Raw genomic sequence first — 15256 nt, forward strand, 5'->3', positions numbered from 1 at the left:
CAGCGCGGACTAGAGCTGCTCGGTCTCGCGGTAGTCGTCGGTGTCGTAGTCGGCCTCGCCGAAGGCGTCCACGACGTGCGCCGGGTCGAAGTTCGGAGCCGAATCCTTCAGCCCCAGACCCATCCCGGCGAGCTTCATCTTGACCTCGTCGATCGACTTCTGGCCGAAGTTGCGGATGTCGAGAAGGTCGGCCTCGGTACGCCCGATCAGCTCACCAACGGAGTTGATGCCCTCGCGCTTGAGGCAGTTGTAGGAGCGGACGGTCAGGTCCAGCTCCTCGATCGGCAGGGCCAGGTCCGCCGCCAGCTGCGCGTCCTGCGGCGACGGGCCGATGTCGATGCCCTCCGCCGTCTCGTCCAGCTCCCGGGCCAGCCCGAACAGCTCCACCAGCGTCGACCCGGCCGAGGCCAGGGCGGTACGCGGGCCCATCGACGGCTTGGTCTCGACGTCGATGATCAGCCGGTCGAAGTCGGTCCGCTGCTCGACACGAGTCGCCTCGACCCGGTACGTCACCTTGAGCACCGGCGAGTAGATCGAGTCGACCGGGATCCGGCCGATCTCCGCGCCGGCCTGCTTGTTCTGCGCCGCGGTGACGTAGCCGCGACCCCGCTCGACGGTCAGCTCCATGTCGAGCCGGCCCTTGCCGTTGAGGGTGGCGAGCTTCAGGTCCGGGTTGTGCACGGAGACACCGGCCGGGGGCTGGATGTCACCGGCGGTCACGTCACCCGGGCCCTGCTTGCGCAGGTACATGCTGACCGGCTCGTCGTGCTCGGAGCTGACGCAGAGCTCCTTGATGTTCATGACGAGCTCGACCACGTCCTCCTTGACACCGGGGATCGTGGTGAACTCGTGCAGCACACCGTCGATCTTGATCGAGGTGACGGCCGCGCCCGGGATGGACGACAGCAGCGTACGCCGCAGCGAGTTGCCCAGGGTGTAGCCGAAGCCCGGCTCCAGCGGCTCGATGGTGAACCGGGACCGGGTCTCGTTGATCGACTCCTCGGAGAGGGTCGGTCGCTGGCTGATGAGCATGTCTTCTCTTCTCTTCCGGGGCGCCCGCCATATGACGCCCACGACACAAACTGTTCCGGTGGCCCGCCCGTCGCCGGGCGGGCCACCGCAACGAGCCCTTACTTGGAGTAGAGCTCGACGATCAGCTGCTCCTGGACCTGGGTGTCGATCACCTGGCGGGCCGGGAGCGAGTGCACGAGAACCTTCATCTGGCTCGGGATGGCCTCCAGCCACGCCGGCACGGTCTTCGAACCGGCCTCGGCCTGAGCCACGATGAACGGGGTGAGCTCCTTGCTCTTCGCCCGAACCTCGATGATGTCGTGTGCACTGACGCGGTACGACGGGATGTCGACCTTCTTGCCGTTCACCGTGAAGTGACCGTGCTTGACCAGCTGACGGGCCATGTCCCGGGACTTGGCGTAGCCAGCCCGGTAGACCACGTTGTCCAGCCGCGACTCGAGGATCTGCAGGAGGACCTCACCGGTCTTGGCCTGCTTGGCCACGGCCTCCTCGTAGTAACCGCGGAACTGCTTCTCCAGCACGCCGTAGACCCGGCGAGCCTTCTGCTTCTCACGGAGCTGGAGCAGGTACTCCGTCTCCTTGGTGCGGCCGCGGCCGTGCTGCCCGGGCGGGAACGGCCGGGACTCGAACGGGCACTTCGGGCCATCGCACTTGCTGCCCTTGAGGAACAGCTTCATCTTCTCCCGCCGGCAACGGCGGCAGTCAGCACCGGTGTAACGAGCCATCTCTCTCTAACCTCTCAGACCCGACGACGCTTCGGCGGACGGCATCCGTTGTGCGGCTGCGGGGTGACGTCGGAGATCTGCCCGACCTCCAGACCCACCGCCTGCAGCGAACGGATGGCGGTCTCCCGGCCGGAGCCGGGGCCCTTGACGAACACGTCGACCTTGCGCATGCCGTGCTCCATCGCCCGACGCGCGGCGGCCTCGGCGGCCAGCTGCGCGGCGAACGGGGTCGACTTGCGCGAACCCTTGAAGCCGACCTGGCCCGCGGAGGCCCAGGAGATGACGGCACCGGTCGGGTCCGTGATGGACACGATGGTGTTGTTGAAGGTGCTCTTGATATGCGCCTGCCCGTGGGCGACGTTCTTGCGTTCCTTGCGCCGGACCTTCTTTACAGCGGCCCCGGCACGAGCCTTCGGTGGCATAAGTCTGTGCGCTCCTAGTTGACTTCCCGGCACGGGTTGCGGCCTGGCCTACCTGGGCAGACCCGGACCCGCACTCCGGTGAAAGAGAATTACTTCTTGCCGGGCTTCTTCTTGCCGGCGACCGTCCGCTTCGGGCCCTTGCGGGTGCGGGCGTTGGTACGGGTCCGCTGACCACGGACGGGCAGACCCCGGCGGTGCCGGATGCCCTCGTAGCAGCCGATCTCGACCTTGCGGCGGATGTCAGCGGCGACCTCGCGGCGCAGGTCGCCTTCAACCTTGTAGTTGGCCTCGATGTGGTCACGGAGCTGGACCAGCTCCTCGTCCGTGAGGTCCCGGGCGCGCTTGTCCGGCGAGATGCCGGTGGCAGCGAGCGTCTCCAGGGCGCGGGTGCGACCCACGCCGAAGATGTAGGTGAGCGCGATCTCCAGCCGCTTCTCGCGGGGGAGGTCGACGCCGACTAGACGTGCCATCTGTGGGCGTACTCCTTGTGCTGTCTCGCGGAGGTGTGGACCCGACCCACCCCGCTACCGACCGACCTGTCTCCTCCGGCGCGTGCTGCGCCGGCGACCGGTTCGGTCGCTGCCCAAGCGGGCCCCGGCCTCCGACCGGGGGTCAACCACGAAGAAGTACGCGCTGCGCACCGCTCGCGGCTGGGACGAGCATGTGTGATGTGCTGGCTGGATCTGCGGCCCGGATCACGCCCTCGGCCGACCGGCGGTCACCGGTCGGCCGTGACGATCAGCCCTGGCGCTGCTTGTGGCGCGGGTCGGTGCAGATGACCATGACCCGGCCGTGCCGGCGGATCACCCGGCACTTGTTGCAGATCCTCTTGACGCTCGGCTTGACCTTCACGGTTGCCTTACTTCCCATCTGGCCCGTTGCCACGAGGCGCGGCACCGGACGTCGAAGACGGACACGGGACGTTCCCGGCCGTCGTCAGGACTACTTGTAGCGGTAGACGATGCGCCCGCGGGTCAGATCGTACGGCGAGAGTTCGACGACGACCCGATCCTCCGGCAGGATGCGGATGTAGTGCTGCCGCATCTTGCCGCTGATGTGAGCCAGCACCTTGTGGCCGTTGGCGAGCTCCACCCGGAACATGGCGTTCGGCAGGGGCTCGATGACCCGACCTTCGATCTCGATGGCTCCGTCTTTTTTCGGCATGTCCTCCGCTGTCCTGACGTCGGTTACTCCGGACCGGCTCACAACGCCTTACACGAGTGCCTGATCAAGATCAGGTGACCCGCGCCAGCCGCGGCTCCGCGTCCCACCGAAGCGCTTGGTGGGCATGGCGGAGTGGACGCTGTGCGCCGATCAGAAAGTGTACGCCCGCCTGCACGCCGTCGCCAAACCGACCGGCCAACACCCCCGAACCGGTACGACAAACGTGACTTTCAGGTCTCCCGCTCCGGAAATGCCCGCAGCGGGAGCCTGTCCGGCCCGGCCGCCGGGTAACCCGGATCACCCTTCCGCTCCGGCCCCTCGGCGCCCACCTCGGTCTCGTCGAGAGCGGGCTGGTCGAGAGCCTGCTGGCCGTCGGCTGCCTTGCGCTGCCGTTTGAGGGCCTTCTTCGCCGCCCGCCGCTGCCGGCGCTGCTCCTGCTCGGCCGCCCACCTCCGAGGTTCGCCCTTGACCAGGCCGGTAAGGGTCTCGACCAGCAGCAGCGCGCCCCAGGGCCCGGCGACCCACCCCGGCCAGAAGTAGAGCAGGTCACCCGCAGCTAGCGAGGTCAGCGCCCAGATGGCGACCACGATCCCGACCGCCTGCAGCCAGGACTCCCAGACATGGGCCAGCCAGCGCCCCGTCACCTGCCGGCCAGCCGGGCTGACCGACACCGCGCTGCCCCGCTGCGCCGGCACCGGTGCCTCGACACCGGCCGCCGGCAGGTCCCGCACCAGGGCATCCAGGTCGGCATAGCTACGAGCGGCATAGGCGCGTTGCAGTCGTTCGTCGTACTCGTGCAGATTCAGTCGGCCCTCGTCGAGCGCGACCCGCAGCCGCTCGGCGATGGCCTGCCGGTCGGAGTCCCCTGCCCGCAGGCCGTCGCGCCCTTCCATGCCGGCAAGCATGCCACCGTCCCGCCAGTCCCCCACCCGGGCCGCCGCAGCCCAGGCCCCCCGGGTCGTCCGGGCACTGCTGGCTCCGGGCCTTCCGCCGCAGCGCAGGCCCCGAAGGACCCGGGCCGTCCGGCGCACGGTCGGCAGGAGTGGTTCGTTCAGGCCGTCGGGGCGTTGCTCGGCTGGCGGGCGGTGACCAGGTCACCGAGGCGGCCCCGGCCACCGTCGGGGGCGGTCAGCACCCAGACCCCGTCCGGCAGCAGCGCCATGGTGTGCTCGACGTGCGCCGCACGCGACCCGTCCCGGGTGACGACCGTCCAGCCGTCGGCCAACTCGACCGTACGCGGCGAACCCATGGTGATCATCGGCTCGATGGCCAGCGCCATGCCCGGCACCAGCCGAGGTCCCTTGCCCGGCCGGCCGTGGTTGAGCACATGCGGGTCCTGGTGCATCTCGGTGCCGATGCCGTGGCCGCCGTAGCCGTCGACGATGCCGTACCGGCCCGCCTTGCGTACGGCGTTCTCCACGGCGTGTGAGATGTCGGTCAGCCGGCCCTTGCCGCTGGCGGCACCCCGGGCGGCGGCGGCGATGCCGGCCCACATGGCGTCCTCGGCGACCTTGGCCATCCGCAGCAGGGCCGGGTCGACCTCACCCACCCCTACGGTGATCGCCGCGTCGCCGTGCCAACCGTCGAGCACCGCGCCGCAGTCGATCGAGATCAGATCGCCCTCGGCCAGGGCCTGCTCGGGCGACGGGATGGCGTGCACGATCTGCTCGTTTACCGAGGAGCAGATCGACGCCGGGAAACCGTGGTAGCCCTTGAAGGAGGGGACCGCACCTGCCTCGCGGATCGTCGACTCGGCGATGGCGTCCAGGTCGGCCGTGGTCACCCCGGGCGCGACCGCCTCCCGCATCCTGCGTAACGCCTCCGCGACCACCAGGCCGGCGGCTCGCATCTTCTCGATCTGCTCGGGAGTTTTCAGCTGGATGTCCAGCTGGGGACGACGCATGGAGGCGATACCTTTCGTTGCCACGAACCAGCGGGGCACGCTGAGCGTACCCCGCTGTTCGCACTCTCTATCCGGACGGCGGTGAGCCGACCCTGTTCAGCTCCCGTAGGACCGCAGGGCGTCGATCGCGCGGACGGTGACGTCCTCCACCGGGCCGGTGGCGTCGATGCCGACCAGCTTGCCCTGGGCACCGTAGTAGTCCACCAGGGGTGCGGTCTTCTCCGCGTACTCCCGCAGCCGGGCGGCGATGGTCTCCGGCTTGTCGTCGTCGCGCTGGAAGAGCTCGGCGCCGCAACGGTCGCAGATGCCCTCCCGGCTGGTCGCGTCGAACTCGACATGCCAGATCTTGCCGCAGCCCCGGCAGGTGCGCCGGCCGGACAACCGCCGGATCACCTCGTCGTCGTCGACCACCAGCTCCAGCACGATGTCCAGGGCGGTGCCCAGGTCAGCGAGGAGCTTGTCCAGCGCCGCCGCCTGCGGAGTGGTCCGGGGGAAACCGTCGAGCAGGAAGCCCTCGGCGGTGTCCGGCTCGGCCAGCCGGTCCCGGACCATGTTGATGGTGACCTCGTCCGGGACCAGCTTGCCGGCGTCCATGTAGCGCTTGGCCTCGACGCCCAACGGCGTGCCCTGTGAGACGTTGGCCCGGAAGATGTCGCCGGTCGAGATCTTCGGAACGGACAGGTGCGCGGCGATGAACTCTGCCTGTGTGCCCTTGCCCGCACCCGGCGGGCCAACCAGAACCAGTCTCATCTACCGCAGGAACCCTTCGTAGTTCCGCTGCATCAGTTGGCTCTCGATCTGCTTGCTGGTCTCGAGAGCAACACCGACCATGATCAGCACAGCGGTACCACCGAACGGGAAGTTGAGGTACTGCTGCCGGTCCAGCCAGATGAAGAAGAAGTTCGGCAGGATCGAGATGATCGCGAGGTACAGCGCCCCCGGCAGGGTGATGCGGCTGAGGATGAAGTCCAGGTAGTCGGCGGTGGGCTTGCCGGGGCGGATGCCCGGCACGAACCCGCCGTACTTCTTCATGTTGTCCGCGACCTCGGTCGGGTTGAACGTGATCGAGACGTAGAAGTAGGTGAAGAAGATGATCAGAAGGAAGTAGACCGAGATGTAGATCGGGCTGGTCGGGTCGACCAGGTTGTTCTGGATCCACGCCTGGGTCTTGCCCGGGTCGTTCTGGTCGAAGAACTGCAGCGCCAGCTGCGGCAGGTAGAGCAGCGAGGAACCGAAGATGACCGGGATGACACCCGCCTGGTTGACCTTCAGCGGGATGTAGGTCGAGGTGCCGCCGTACATCCGCCGGCCGATCATGCGCTTGGCGTACTGCACCGGGATCCGGCGCTGGGCCTGCTCGATGAAGGTGACCGCGGTGATGACCACCAGGACCAGAGCGATGACGAGGAAGAACTTGAACCAGCCCTGGCTCTCCTTGATCCGCCAGCCCTCGCTGGGGAGCCGGGCGGCGATCGAGGTGAAGATCAGGACGGACATGCCGTTGCCGACGCCGCGGTCGGTGATCAGCTCACCGAGCCACATGACCACACCGGTACCGGCGGTCATCGTCATCACCAGGACGGACAGCGTCAGCCAGTCCGGGATGCCGGTGCCCTCAGGGATGATCGGGAACTGGTCGCACTGGTTGTTGAACAGCTGACCGGAGCGGGCCAGCGCCACGAACGCCGAGGCCTGGAGGACACCGAGGCCGAGAGTCAGGTAGCGGGTGTACTGGGTGATCTTCGCCTGGCCAGCCTGGCCCTCCTTGCGGAGCTGCTCGAGCCGGGGGATCACCACCGTCAGCAGCTGCAGGATGATCGACGCGGTGATGTAGGGCATGATGCCCAGCGCGAAGACCGACAGCTGGAGCAGTGCGCCGCCCGAGAAGAGGTCGAGCAGGTTCAGCACACCGGTGGAGCCCTCGATCGTGTCGAGGCACTTCTGCACGTTGCCGTACGAGACACCTGGGCTGGGCAGGGTGGCGCCGAGCCGGTAGATCGCGATGATGCCTACTGTGAACAGCAGCTTCTTGCGCAGGTCAGGCGTACGGAACGCACTGAGAAAGGCGGACAGCAACTTCTTCCTCCTGCGCGAGGCGGGCCGCCGGGCATCCCTGGCGGATCGGGGTGGTGGTGGTGCCGGGCAGGTGCCCGATTCTCCATGCTGGGAAGGGACTCTAACAGCCCGATCCCGGTCCGGGCAGGTGTGCCCGGCTACATAAACCAATTCCGATGTTACCGGGCGCACACGCCCGAGTTGAGAGCAGGGCGCCCGCCAGCTGGGATCAACTGGCGGGCGCCATACGTTTTTGCAGCTTACAGCTCTGTTACCGAGCCACCGGCGGCGGCGATCTTCTCCTTGGCGGACGCGCTGAAGGCGTGCGCCGAGACCTGGAGGGCAACCCCGCCCAGATCCCCGGAGCCGAGAACCTTGATCGGCTGGCCCTTGCGGACCGCGCCGGCCTCGACCAGTTCGGCCGGGCCGACCTGACCGCCGTTGGGGAACAATTCAGCCAGTCGGTCCAGGTTGACCACCTGGAAGACCACCTTGAACTTGTTCTTGAAGCCCTTGAGCTTCGGCAGTCGCATGTGGATGGGCATCTGCCCACCCTCGAACGCCGCCGAGATGTTCTTTCGGGCCTTGGAACCCTTGGTACCCCGACCGGCGGTCTTGCCCTTGGAGCCCTCACCGCGACCCACACGGGTCTTCGCGGTCTTGGCCCCCGGCGCCGGGCGCAGGTGGTGGACCTTGATCGTCATTACTCGACCTCCTCGACCTTCACGAGGTGGCTGACCTTGAAGATCATGCCGCGGATCTCGGGCCGGTCTTCCTTGACCACCACGTCGTTGATCCGCTTGAGACCGAGCGAACGCAGCGACTCACGCTGGTTGTGCTTGGTCCCGATCTCGGAACGAACCTGGGTGACCTTCAGCCGTGCCATCAGGAAGCCACCCCCGCCCGCGACGCCAGCATGGCGGCCGGAGCGACGTCCTCCACCGGCAGGCCTCGACGCGCCGCGACGGCCTCGGGGGACTCAAGCCCCTTCAGCGCAGCCACGGTGGCGTGCACGATGTTGATCGGGTTGGACGATCCGAGGCTCTTGGAGAGCACGTCGTGGATGCCCGCGCACTCCAGCACGGCACGCACCGGACCACCGGCGATGACACCCGTACCGGCCGAGGCCGGCTTGAGCAGCACCACACCGGCAGCGGCCTCGCCCTGCACCGGGTGCGGGATCGAGGAACCGATCCGCGGCACCTTGAAGAAGTGCTTCTTGGCCTCCTCGACGCCCTTGGCGATCGCCGCGGGCACCTCCTTGGCCTTTCCGTAGCCCACGCCCACGGTGCCGTCGCCGTCGCCCACGATCACCAGGGCGGTGAAGCTGAAGCGACGACCGCCCTTCACGACCTTGGCGACACGGTTGATCGCGACGACCCGCTCAAGGTGCGGGGTCTTCTCGGCGGGCGCGTTTCCGCGGCCGCCCTCACGGCGGTTGTCGCGGCGACCACCCTCGTTGCCACCGGACCCGCCGCCACGGCGCTGTTGACCTGGCATCAGCAGCCTTCCTTTTCTCTCGTGACGGGGATTGTCAGAACTCGAGCCCGGCTTCGCGGGCGGCGTCGGCAAGCGCGGCTACCCGCCCCGCGTACCGGTTGCCACCGCGGTCGAAGACGACCTTGGAGATGCCGGCAGCCTTGGCCCGCTCGGCGAGCAGGGTGCCGACCTTGCCGGCCAGGGCGCTCTTGTCGCCCTCCGTGCCGCGCACCGAGGCGTCCAGGGTCGAGGCCGACGCCAGGGTGTGCCCCTTGGTGTCGTCCACGATCTGGGCGACGATGTGCCGCAGCGAACGGGTGACGACCAGGCGCGGGCGCTCGGGCGTACCGCTGACGCTCTTGCGGACCCGGAAGTGCCGACGCGCACGCCCGACGGCACGCTTGGCGGCGACGCCGCGGCGGCGCTTGAGCAGCGTGGCGCTCACTTCTTACCTGCCTTTCCAGCCTTGCGGCGGATGACCTCGCCCTGGTACTTGACACCCTTGCCCTTGTAGGGCTCCGGCGGGCGGATCTTCCGGATGTTGGCGGCAACCTCACCGACCTGCTGCTTGTCGATGCCGGCCACGTGGAACAGCGTCGGCTTCTCCACCGTGAAGGTGATGCCGTCCGGCGCGGGGACCGTGACCGGGTGCGAGAACCCGAGCGCGAACTCAAGGTCCTTGCCCTTGGCCGTGACCCGGTAACCGGTGCCGGAGATCTCCAGGCTCTTGCGGTAGCCCTCGGTGACTCCGACGATCATGTTGGCGACCAGGGTACGGCTCAGGCCGTGCAGTTCCTTGGCCTTGCGCTCGTCGTTCGGGCGGTTGACGCTCAACTGCCCGTCCTCGGCCCGCTCGATGGAGATCGGCTCGGCCAGAGTGTGCGACAGCTCGCCCTTGGGGCCCTTGACCTTGACGGTCCGGCCGTCGATCGTCACGTCGACGCCGGCAGGTACCGGGATCGACTTACGTCCAATACGCGACATTTCTACCTGTCTCCCGTTACCAGACGAAGGCGAGGACTTCCCCGCCAACGCTCCGCTTGCGGGCCTGCCGGTCGGTGAGCAGCCCCTGGGACGTCGAAATGATCGCCACGCCCAGCCCGCCGAGCACCCGCGGGAGCCCGTCCGACTTGGCGTACACCCGTAGACCGGGCTTGGAGACACGCTTGATACCGGCCAGGCTCCGCTCCCGGTTCTGGCCGTACTTCAGCTCGACGACCAGTCGCTTGCCGACGGCACCCTCTTCGGGCTCCTCGACCGACCAGGTGGCGATGTAACCCTCGGTCTTGAGGACCTCGGCGATGTTCGCCTTGATCTTCGAGTAGGGCATCGTCACCCGGTCGTGGTACGCCTGGTTGGCGTTACGCAGACGCGTGAGCATGTCTGCGATCGGGTCGGTCATCGTCATGTAACTCGTCAACCTTTCTCGCCGGGGTTCCCGCGGCTCGCGCAGGCCTACGGCGAAGAGACAGTCCAGCTAACGCGCGGGGCGCGGCGCCGGGCTATTACCAGGAAGCCTTGGACACGCCGGGCAGCTCACCGCGGTGGGCCATCTCCCGGATGCACACCCGGCAGAGCCCGAACTTGCGGTAGACCGCCTTGGGACGCCCGCACCGCTGGCAGCGGGTGTACGCGCGAACCGAGAACTTCGGCTTCGCGGCCGCCTTGATGATCAGCGCCTTCTTGGCCATCTCAGTTCTCCTTGAACGGGAAGCCCAGGAGCTTGAGCAGCGCCCGGCCCTCGTCGTCGGTCGTGGCGGTCGTGACCACCGTGATGTCCATGCCCCGCTGGCGATCGATCTTGTCCTGATCGATCTCGTGGAACACCGACTGCTCGGTCAGACCGAACGTGTAGTTGCCGTGCCCGTCGAGCTTGCGCCCGTCGAGGCCGCGGAAGTCACGGATACGCGGCAGCGCGATGGACAGCAGCCGGTCCAGGAACTCCCACATCCGGTCGCCGCGCAGGGTCACCTTCGCGCCGATCGGCATTCCCTCCCGCAGCTTGAACTGCGCGATGGACTTCTTCGCCCGCCGGACCTGCGGCTTCTGGCCGGTGATCGTGGCCAGATCGCGGACCGCACCGTCGATGAGCTTGGCGTCGCGAGCAGCCTCGCCGACACCCATGTTGACGACGATCTTCACCAACCGCGGCACCTGCATCGGGTTGGCGTAGTCGTTCTGCTCGCGCAGCTTCGCCACGATCTCGTTGCGGTACCGCTCCTTGAGGCGCGGCATGGACTTGGTTTCGGTAGCCGTGGTCATCACAGGTCCTTACCGGTGCTACGCGCGATGCGGACCTTCTGGCCGTTGTCGTCGATGCGGTAACCGACACGGGTCGGCTTGCCGTCGGAGTCCAGGACCATCACGTTCGAGACGTGGATCGGGGCCTCCTGGGTGACGATGCCACCGGTCTTGGCGCCACGCTGAGTGGTGCTGATGCGAGTGTGCTTCTTGACCCGGTTCACGCCCTCGACCAGGACCTTGTCCTGCCGCGGGTAGGCCGCGATGACCTTGCCCTTGGCACCCTTGTCCTTGCCGGCGATGACGACGACCGTGTCGCCCTTCTTGACCTTCACGGTCACAACACCTCCGGCGCGAGAGAGATGATCTTCATGAACCGCTTGTCCCGCAGCTCACGACCGACCGGGCCGAAGATGCGGGTACCTCGCGGGTCCCCGCCGTCCTTGATGATGACGGCGGCGTTCTCGTCGAAGCGGATGTACGACCCGTCCGGCCGGCGCCTCTCCTTGGCGGTGCGGACGATGACCGCCTTGACGACGTCACCCTTCTTCACACCAGCACCGGGGATGGCGTCCTTGACGGTGGCGACGATGACGTCGCCGATGCTCGCGTAGCGCCGACCGGAGCCACCGAGAACTCGGATGCACAGGATCTCCCGGGCACCCGTGTTGTCAGCGACGCGCAGTCGCGACTCCTGCTGAATCACGTCTATCTCCTATGTCTGCCGGTTCTCCGGCCGCCGGAGCGGCCGGAGCCTGGCGGAACCTGCGCCCGACCGATCCGGCCGAGCTCGAGCCTTCGCTACTTGGCCTTCTCGAGGATCTCCACGAGCCGCCACCGCTTGGTCGCGGACAGCGGACGGGTCTCCATGATCAGGACCCGGTCGCCGATGCCGGCGGAGTTCTGCTCGTCGTGGACCTTGAGCTTGCTGGTCCGGCGCATGATCTTGCCGTACAGCGCGTGCTTGACCCGGTCCTCGACCTCGACCACGACGGTCTTGTCCATCTTGTCGCTGACCACCAGGCCCTCACGGACCTTACGGCGTCCTCGCACGAGCTCCGCGCCCGCGGTCGTCGTGTTCTCGCTCATGAAGCCACCTCAGTCGGCGCGACCGAGAGCCCCAGCTCGCGCTCACGCATGATCGTGTAGATCCGGGCGATCTCCCGACGGATGACCTGCAGCCGCCGGTTGTTGTCCAGCTGCCCGGTTGCGGCCTGCACGCGGAGGTTGAACAGCTCCGCCTTGGCCTCACGCAGCTTCGTGACCAGCTCCTCCTCGGAGAGCTCACGCAGCTCGGAGGCCTTAACGCCCGCTGCCATCAGGATTCACCCACTTCGCGCGTCACAATCCGGCACTTCATCGGGAGCTTGTGGATCGCGCGACGCATCGCCTCTCGCGCGATCTGCTCGTTCGGGAAGGACATCTCGAAGAGAACCCGCCCCGGCTTGACATTGGCGACCCACCACTCCGGCGAGCCCTTACCGGAACCCATCCGCGTTTCGGCCGGCTTCTTGGTGAGGGCCTGGTCCGGGAAAATGGTGATCCAGACCTTGCCGCCACGCTTGATGTGGCGGGTCATCGCGATACGCGCCGACTCGATCTGCCGGTTGGTCACGTACGCCGGCTCGAGAGCCTGGATCCCGAACTCGCCGAACACCACCCGGTTGCCGCCCTTGGACGCGCCACTGCGGTCCGGGTGGTGCGGCTTGCGGAAGCCCTTCGGGGGCTTGCGCGGCATCAGCATCTGTCAGCCCTCCTGCTGCGTTTCTGCCGCGGCGGCGACGGCGGACGTGTCCACCGGCTCGCCACTCGGCGTCTCGGCCTGCTGCGCGACGGTCGTCGCGGCAGCCCGGCCGGCCTCGGTACCACCGGAGGTCGTACCGGACGAACCGGAGCGACCACGACGCGGCCGCTCGGGGCGGTCACCCCGATCCCGGCGCGGGCGCGACGGCGCCTCGGCCGGAGTCTCCCGACCCGGCACCGCGTCACCCTTGTAGATCCAGACCTTCACGCCGATGCGGCCGAAGGTGGTACGGGCCTCGAAGAAGCCGTACTCGATGTTGGCCCGCAGCGTGTGCAGCGGAACCCGACCCTCGCGGTAGAACTCCGTGCGGCTCATCTCGGCGCCGCCGAGGCGACCCGAGACCTGCACCCGGATGCCCTTGCACATCGGGTTCTTCATCGCCGACTGCATCGCCTTGCGCATCGCCCGACGGAAGCTGACCCGGCTGGAGAGCTGCTCGGCCACGCCCTGGGCGACCAGCTGCGCGTCCGACTCGGGGTTCTTCACCTCGATGATGTTCAGCTGCACCTGCTTGCCGGTGAGCTTCTCCAGCTCGCCACGGATCCGGTCGGCCTCCGCACCCTTACGGCCGATGACGATGCCCGGCCGGGCGGTGTGGATGTCGACCCGGACCCGGTCGCGGGTGCGCTCGATGTCGACCTTGGAGATGCCGGCCCGCTCCAGACCCTTGGACATCATCCGGCGGATCTTGACATCCTCGCCGATGTAGTCCTTGTAGAGCTTGTCCGCGAACCAGCGGGACTTCCAGTCGGTCGAGATGCCGAGGCGGAACCCGTGCGGGTGAACCTTCTGACCCATTACTCGGCGCCCTCCGTGTTGCTCTGCGTCTCGGCCGGTGCGCTCTGCGCCGCCGGTGCCGCCTTCTTCGCCGACTTCTTCGGCGCGGCCGGCGCCACCGCCTCGACCGCCACCGTGATGTGGCAGGTGCGCTTACGGATCCGGTACGCCCGGCCCTGCGCCCGCGGCTGGAACCGCTTCATGGTCGGGCCCTCGTCCACGAACGCCTCGCTGACGAGCAACGCGTCGGGGTCCAGCCGCTCGTTGTTCTCCGCGTTGGCGATCGCACTCGCGAGCACCTTGTACACCTGCTCGCTCGCAGCCTGCGGCGCGAACTGCAGCACCGTGAGAGCCTCCTTCGCGGGCAGGCCGCGGACGAGGTTGACCACCCGGCGCGCCTTCATCGGCGAGATGCGCACGTATCGCGCAACCGCCCGCGCGCCCGGAAGCACCGGAGCGTCGCCCTTTCCTGGCATCGCTGTAACCCCTTGATCCTCTATCCGTATGCCCGCGGCGTCAGCGCCGGCGGCTCTTCCGGTCGTCCTTTTCGTGACCCTTGAACGTACGGGTCAACGCGAACTCGCCGAGCTTGTGCCCGACCATGGCCTCGGTCACGAACACCGGGACGTGCTTACGTCCGTCGTGCACCGCGATCGTGTGCCCGAGCATCTCCGGGATGATCGTCGAGCGCCGCGACCAGGTCTTGATGACGTTCTTCGAGCCCTTTTCGTTCTGCGTCTCCACCTTCTTGAGCAGGTGGTCGTCGATGAACGGGCCCTTCTTCAGGCTGCGAGGCATGTCTTATCTCCCTCAGCCGCGCTTACGCGTGGCGTAGCGGCGGCGGACGATCAGCCGGTCACTCGGCTGGCCCTTACGACGGGTGCGGCCCTCGGGCTTACCCTGCGGGTTGACCGGGTGGCGACCACCGGAGGTCTTGCCCTCGCCACCACCGTGCGGGTGGTCGACCGGGTTCATGGCCACACCACGGACGGTCGGGCGCTTGCCCTTCCACCGCATCCGGCCGGCCTTACCCCAGTTGATGTTCGACTGGTCGGCGTTGCCGATCTCGCCGATGCTGGCCCGGCAGCGCACGTCCACCCGCCGGATCTCACCCGAGGGCATACGCAGGGTGGCGTACACGCCCTCCCGGCCGAGCAGCTGGATGCCGACGCCGGCCGAGCGGGCCAGCTTGGCCCCGCCACCCGGGCGCAGCTCCACGTTGTGGATGGTGGTACCGACCGGGATGTTGCGCAGCGGCAGGTTGTTGCCCGGCTTGATGTCGGCGCCCGGACCGGACTCGACCCGGTCGCCCTGCTTCAGGTCCTTCGGCGCGATGATGTACCGCTTCTCGCCGTCGGCGTAGTGCAGCAGCGCGATGCGCGCGGTGCGGTTCGGGTCGTACTCGATGTGCGCGACCTTGGCCGGCACGCCGTCCTTGTCGACCCGCTTGAAGTCGATGATCCGATACTGCCGCTTGTGGCCGCCACCCTGGTGCCGGGCGGTGATCCGCCCGTGGGCGTTACGCCCACCCTTCTTGGGCAGCGGTGCCAGCAGCGACTTCTCCGGCGTCGACCGGGTGATCTCGGCGAAGTCGGCGACGCTGGAGCCACGCCGGCCCGGCGTCGTCGGCTTGTACTTACGGATAGCCATTGTC

At 67.8% G+C, this 15256-nt stretch carries 27 protein-coding genes; all 27 read right to left on the minus strand.

Going from position 1 to position 15256, the window contains the following annotated elements; genetic code table 11:
• Window positions 1-9: 9 nt before the first annotated feature.
• Entirely contained in the window at window positions 10-1032 is a 1023-nt protein-coding gene (locus tag ACGFIK_RS20380; RefSeq protein ID WP_013735931.1) for a DNA-directed RNA polymerase subunit alpha, read from the minus strand.
• Between the two features lie 98 nt (window positions 1033-1130).
• On the minus strand, window positions 1131-1757 hold the full coding sequence (rpsD, locus tag ACGFIK_RS20385; RefSeq protein ID WP_013735932.1) for a 30S ribosomal protein S4: 627 nt from the start codon (window positions 1755-1757) through the stop codon (window positions 1131-1133).
• A gap of 14 nt (window positions 1758-1771) precedes the next feature.
• A complete protein-coding gene (rpsK, locus tag ACGFIK_RS20390; RefSeq protein WP_007073011.1) occupies window positions 1772-2179 on the minus strand; it encodes a 30S ribosomal protein S11 in 408 nt (135 codons plus the stop codon).
• An 89-nt stretch (window positions 2180-2268) separates the two neighbouring features.
• Window positions 2269-2649 (minus strand): 30S ribosomal protein S13, encoded by a 381-nt coding sequence (rpsM, locus tag ACGFIK_RS20395; protein WP_013735933.1) that lies wholly within the window; start codon window positions 2647-2649, stop codon window positions 2269-2271.
• A 268-nt stretch (window positions 2650-2917) separates the two neighbouring features.
• Window positions 2918-3031 (minus strand): 50S ribosomal protein L36, encoded by a 114-nt coding sequence (gene rpmJ / locus ACGFIK_RS20400; protein ID WP_012184307.1) that lies wholly within the window; start codon window positions 3029-3031, stop codon window positions 2918-2920.
• Between the two features lie 90 nt (window positions 3032-3121).
• Window positions 3122-3343, minus strand: a complete 222-nt coding sequence (gene infA, locus ACGFIK_RS20405; RefSeq protein ID WP_007073013.1) for a translation initiation factor IF-1 — start codon at window positions 3341-3343, stop codon at window positions 3122-3124.
• A 230-nt stretch (window positions 3344-3573) separates the two neighbouring features.
• Entirely contained in the window at window positions 3574-4236 is a 663-nt protein-coding gene (locus ACGFIK_RS20410) for a DUF1707 domain-containing protein (RefSeq protein WP_327027413.1), read from the minus strand.
• Between the two features lie 158 nt (window positions 4237-4394).
• Complete coding sequence (gene map / locus ACGFIK_RS20415) at window positions 4395-5246, minus strand: type I methionyl aminopeptidase (protein ID WP_327024041.1); 852 nt, start codon at window positions 5244-5246, stop codon at window positions 4395-4397.
• A gap of 96 nt (window positions 5247-5342) precedes the next feature.
• Complete coding sequence (locus ACGFIK_RS20420) at window positions 5343-5996, minus strand: adenylate kinase (protein WP_327024040.1); 654 nt, start codon at window positions 5994-5996, stop codon at window positions 5343-5345.
• Window positions 5997-7322 (minus strand): preprotein translocase subunit SecY, encoded by a 1326-nt coding sequence (gene secY / locus ACGFIK_RS20425; protein WP_327024039.1) that lies wholly within the window; start codon window positions 7320-7322, stop codon window positions 5997-5999.
• A gap of 239 nt (window positions 7323-7561) precedes the next feature.
• A complete protein-coding gene (gene rplO, locus ACGFIK_RS20430) occupies window positions 7562-8005 on the minus strand; it encodes a 50S ribosomal protein L15 (RefSeq protein WP_327024038.1) in 444 nt (147 codons plus the stop codon).
• Entirely contained in the window at window positions 8005-8187 is a 183-nt protein-coding gene (gene rpmD, locus ACGFIK_RS20435) for a 50S ribosomal protein L30 (protein ID WP_327024036.1), read from the minus strand. Before rpmD ends, rplO begins: the two co-directional genes overlap by 1 nt.
• A complete protein-coding gene (rpsE, locus tag ACGFIK_RS20440; protein WP_013735940.1) occupies window positions 8187-8801 on the minus strand; it encodes a 30S ribosomal protein S5 in 615 nt (204 codons plus the stop codon). Before rpsE ends, rpmD begins: the two co-directional genes overlap by 1 nt.
• Window positions 8802-8835: 34 nt before the next feature.
• The gene (gene rplR / locus ACGFIK_RS20445; protein WP_327024035.1) at window positions 8836-9225 is read right to left on the minus strand and encodes a 50S ribosomal protein L18; all 390 of its coding nucleotides are present in this window, start codon (window positions 9223-9225) and stop codon (window positions 8836-8838) included.
• Window positions 9222-9764, minus strand: coding sequence for a 50S ribosomal protein L6 (gene rplF, locus ACGFIK_RS20450; RefSeq protein ID WP_327024034.1), 543 nt, complete (start codon window positions 9762-9764; stop codon window positions 9222-9224). Before rplF ends, rplR begins: the two co-directional genes overlap by 4 nt.
• A 16-nt stretch (window positions 9765-9780) precedes the next feature.
• Entirely contained in the window at window positions 9781-10188 is a 408-nt protein-coding gene (rpsH, locus tag ACGFIK_RS20455; protein ID WP_007073022.1) for a 30S ribosomal protein S8, read from the minus strand.
• A 97-nt stretch (window positions 10189-10285) separates the two neighbouring features.
• Window positions 10286-10471, minus strand: a complete 186-nt coding sequence (locus ACGFIK_RS20460) for a type Z 30S ribosomal protein S14 (RefSeq protein ID WP_007465272.1) — start codon at window positions 10469-10471, stop codon at window positions 10286-10288.
• Window position 10472: 1 nt separating this feature from the next.
• Window positions 10473-11042: a 50S ribosomal protein L5 gene (gene rplE, locus ACGFIK_RS20465; protein ID WP_327024033.1), complete on the minus strand. Its 570-nt coding sequence runs from the start codon at window positions 11040-11042 to the stop codon at window positions 10473-10475.
• On the minus strand, window positions 11042-11362 hold the full coding sequence (gene rplX / locus ACGFIK_RS20470) for a 50S ribosomal protein L24 (protein WP_013288626.1): 321 nt from the start codon (window positions 11360-11362) through the stop codon (window positions 11042-11044). The genes rplE and rplX overlap by 1 nt, the downstream gene beginning before the upstream one ends.
• Window positions 11359-11727, minus strand: a complete 369-nt coding sequence (gene rplN / locus ACGFIK_RS20475; protein WP_023358185.1) for a 50S ribosomal protein L14 — start codon at window positions 11725-11727, stop codon at window positions 11359-11361. The genes rplX and rplN overlap by 4 nt, the downstream gene beginning before the upstream one ends.
• Before the next feature lie 95 nt (window positions 11728-11822).
• Window positions 11823-12110 (minus strand): 30S ribosomal protein S17, encoded by a 288-nt coding sequence (rpsQ, locus tag ACGFIK_RS20480; RefSeq protein ID WP_013735945.1) that lies wholly within the window; start codon window positions 12108-12110, stop codon window positions 11823-11825.
• Entirely contained in the window at window positions 12107-12340 is a 234-nt protein-coding gene (gene rpmC, locus ACGFIK_RS20485; RefSeq protein WP_327024032.1) for a 50S ribosomal protein L29, read from the minus strand. Before rpmC ends, rpsQ begins: the two co-directional genes overlap by 4 nt.
• Window positions 12340-12765 carry a 50S ribosomal protein L16 gene (rplP, locus tag ACGFIK_RS20490; RefSeq protein ID WP_007465292.1) on the minus strand — a complete coding sequence of 142 codons (426 nt, stop codon included), beginning with the start codon at window positions 12763-12765 and terminating at the stop codon, window positions 12340-12342. Before rplP ends, rpmC begins: the two co-directional genes overlap by 1 nt.
• Before the next feature lie 3 nt (window positions 12766-12768).
• A complete protein-coding gene (rpsC, locus tag ACGFIK_RS20495) occupies window positions 12769-13623 on the minus strand; it encodes a 30S ribosomal protein S3 (protein ID WP_102658911.1) in 855 nt (284 codons plus the stop codon).
• Window positions 13623-14078, minus strand: coding sequence for a 50S ribosomal protein L22 (gene rplV / locus ACGFIK_RS20500; protein WP_043721958.1), 456 nt, complete (start codon window positions 14076-14078; stop codon window positions 13623-13625). Before rplV ends, rpsC begins: the two co-directional genes overlap by 1 nt.
• 40 nt (window positions 14079-14118) lie before the next feature.
• Window positions 14119-14400 carry a 30S ribosomal protein S19 gene (gene rpsS / locus ACGFIK_RS20505; RefSeq protein ID WP_013735950.1) on the minus strand — a complete coding sequence of 94 codons (282 nt, stop codon included), beginning with the start codon at window positions 14398-14400 and terminating at the stop codon, window positions 14119-14121.
• A gap of 12 nt (window positions 14401-14412) precedes the next feature.
• Window positions 14413-15252: a 50S ribosomal protein L2 gene (gene rplB, locus ACGFIK_RS20510; protein ID WP_013735951.1), complete on the minus strand. Its 840-nt coding sequence runs from the start codon at window positions 15250-15252 to the stop codon at window positions 14413-14415.
• Window positions 15253-15256 lie beyond the last annotated feature (4 nt).

The sequence above is a fragment of the Micromonospora sp. NPDC048871 genome, assembly GCF_043198155.1.
GTDB lineage: Bacteria > Actinomycetota > Actinomycetes > Mycobacteriales > Micromonosporaceae > Micromonospora.

Bases quoted from the DNA above. Each gene is read 5' to 3' on its own strand.
- rplP (WP_007465292.1), bottom strand. From the start codon at position 12,765: ATGCTGATGCCGCGCAAGCCCCCGAAGGGCTTCCGCAAGCCGCACCAC.
- ACGFIK_RS20410 (WP_327027413.1), bottom strand. From the start codon at position 4,236: ATGGAAGGGCGCGACGGCCTGCGGGCAGGGGACTCCGACCGGCAGGCC.
- rpmD (WP_327024036.1), bottom strand. From the start codon at position 8,187: ATGGCACGGCTGAAGGTCACCCAGGTTCGTTCCGAGATCGGGACCAAG.
- ACGFIK_RS20460 (WP_007465272.1), bottom strand. From the start codon at position 10,471: ATGGCCAAGAAGGCGCTGATCATCAAGGCGGCCGCGAAGCCGAAGTTC.
- map (WP_327024041.1), bottom strand. From the start codon at position 5,246: ATGCGTCGTCCCCAGCTGGACATCCAGCTGAAAACTCCCGAGCAGATC.
- rpsC (WP_102658911.1), bottom strand. From the start codon at position 13,623: ATGGGTCAGAAGGTTCACCCGCACGGGTTCCGCCTCGGCATCTCGACC.
- infA (WP_007073013.1), bottom strand. From the start codon at position 3,343: ATGCCGAAAAAAGACGGAGCCATCGAGATCGAAGGTCGGGTCATCGAG.
- rpsE (WP_013735940.1), bottom strand. From the start codon at position 8,801: ATGCCAGGTCAACAGCGCCGTGGCGGCGGGTCCGGTGGCAACGAGGGT.
- rpsK (WP_007073011.1), bottom strand. From the start codon at position 2,179: ATGCCACCGAAGGCTCGTGCCGGGGCCGCTGTAAAGAAGGTCCGGCGC.
- ACGFIK_RS20380 (WP_013735931.1), bottom strand. From the start codon at position 1,032: ATGCTCATCAGCCAGCGACCGACCCTCTCCGAGGAGTCGATCAACGAG.
- rpmC (WP_327024032.1), bottom strand. From the start codon at position 12,340: ATGGCAGCGGGCGTTAAGGCCTCCGAGCTGCGTGAGCTCTCCGAGGAG.
- rpsM (WP_013735933.1), bottom strand. From the start codon at position 2,649: ATGGCACGTCTAGTCGGCGTCGACCTCCCCCGCGAGAAGCGGCTGGAG.
- rplF (WP_327024034.1), bottom strand. From the start codon at position 9,764: ATGTCGCGTATTGGACGTAAGTCGATCCCGGTACCTGCCGGCGTCGAC.
- rpsQ (WP_013735945.1), bottom strand. From the start codon at position 12,110: ATGAGCGAGAACACGACGACCGCGGGCGCGGAGCTCGTGCGAGGACGC.
- rpsH (WP_007073022.1), bottom strand. From the start codon at position 10,188: ATGACGATGACCGACCCGATCGCAGACATGCTCACGCGTCTGCGTAAC.
- rplB (WP_013735951.1), bottom strand. From the start codon at position 15,252: ATGGCTATCCGTAAGTACAAGCCGACGACGCCGGGCCGGCGTGGCTCC.
- ACGFIK_RS20420 (WP_327024040.1), bottom strand. From the start codon at position 5,996: ATGAGACTGGTTCTGGTTGGCCCGCCGGGTGCGGGCAAGGGCACACAG.
- rpsD (WP_013735932.1), bottom strand. From the start codon at position 1,757: ATGGCTCGTTACACCGGTGCTGACTGCCGCCGTTGCCGGCGGGAGAAG.
- rplO (WP_327024038.1), bottom strand. From the start codon at position 8,005: ATGACGATCAAGGTCCACCACCTGCGCCCGGCGCCGGGGGCCAAGACC.
- rpsS (WP_013735950.1), bottom strand. From the start codon at position 14,400: ATGCCTCGCAGCCTGAAGAAGGGCCCGTTCATCGACGACCACCTGCTC.
- rplV (WP_043721958.1), bottom strand. From the start codon at position 14,078: ATGCCAGGAAAGGGCGACGCTCCGGTGCTTCCGGGCGCGCGGGCGGTT.
- rplE (WP_327024033.1), bottom strand. From the start codon at position 11,042: ATGACCACGGCTACCGAAACCAAGTCCATGCCGCGCCTCAAGGAGCGG.